Consider the following 1,212-nt stretch of genomic DNA (forward strand, 5'->3'; position numbering starts at 1 on the left):
GCGACGATTTCCGTGACCACCCCGGCTCCGACCGTTCGGCCCCCTTCTCGCACTGCAAATCGCACCCCTTGCTCCATCGCAATCGGGGAGATCAGTTCACCCTCAAATGACACATTATCCCCCGGCATCACCATCTCGACCCCCGGGTTTAATTGCACCACTCCCGTGACATCTGTCGTCCGGAAGTAAAACTGCGGACGATAGCCATTAAAAAACGGCGTATGCCGTCCGCCCTCTTCCTTCGTCAAAATATACACTTCCGCCTTGAATTTCGTATGCGGCGTAATGCTCTTCGGCTTGGCCAACACCATGCCCCGCTCCACATCCTCTTTCTTCGTGCCCCGCAACAGCGCCCCAATATTGTCACCCGCCTGCCCCTCATCCAACACCTTCCGGAACATTTCCACTCCCGTGACAATCGTCGTCTGCGTCGGCTTCAGCCCCACAATCTCAATTTCATCCCCCACCTTGACCACGCCGCGCTCCACCCGGCCCGTCACCACCGTCCCCCGCCCGCTGATTGTAAAGACATCTTCAATCGGCATCAGAAACGGTTTATCAATGGCTCGCTGCGGAGTCGGGATGTAACTATCGACCGCCTCCAATAAGCGCATAATCGACGGCACACCCACCTCACTCTGATCCCCTTCAATGGCCTTGATCGCTGACCCGATGACCACCGGCACATCATCGCCCGGAAAGCCATACTTCGTCAGCAACTCCCGCACTTCCAATTCCACCAACTCCAGCAATTCCTTGTCTTCCACCTTATCCGCTTTATTCAAAAAGACCACGATAAACGGGACCCCCACCTGCCGCGCTAACAAAATATGTTCCCGCGTTTGCGGCATCGGCCCATCGGCGGCACTGACCACCAAAATCGCGCCATCCATTTGCGCCGCCCCTGTAATCATGTTCTTCACATAATCCGCATGCCCCGGGCAGTCGACGTGCGCATAATGGCGATTGTCGGTTTCATATTCCACATGGGAGATCGCAATGGTAAGAATTTTGGTCGGATCCCGTCGCCCCTGACTCTCACTCGCCTTGGCGACTTCATCATAGGGAACAAACTTCGCCTTCCCCGTATCCCCCATCACTTTCGTCAAGGCCGACGTCAGGGTCGTCTTCCCATGGTCAACGTGCCCGATCGTCCCCACATTGACATGCGGCTTCTTCCGCTCAAATTTCGCCTTCGCCATGCCCTACCTC

General features: G+C 56.2%; 1 protein-coding gene. It reads right to left on the reverse strand.

Annotated features, from left to right (window positions below):
- Positions 1-1,202 (reverse strand): elongation factor Tu (gene tuf / locus ACTRXD_RS00060; protein WP_312744067.1); only part of this gene is annotated, 1,202 nt, incomplete at its 3' end.
- Between the last annotated feature and the right edge of the window lie 10 nt (positions 1,203-1,212).

This window comes from Nitrospira sp. T9, assembly GCF_052156535.1.
GTDB lineage: Bacteria > Nitrospirota > Nitrospiria > Nitrospirales > UBA8639 > Nitrospira_E.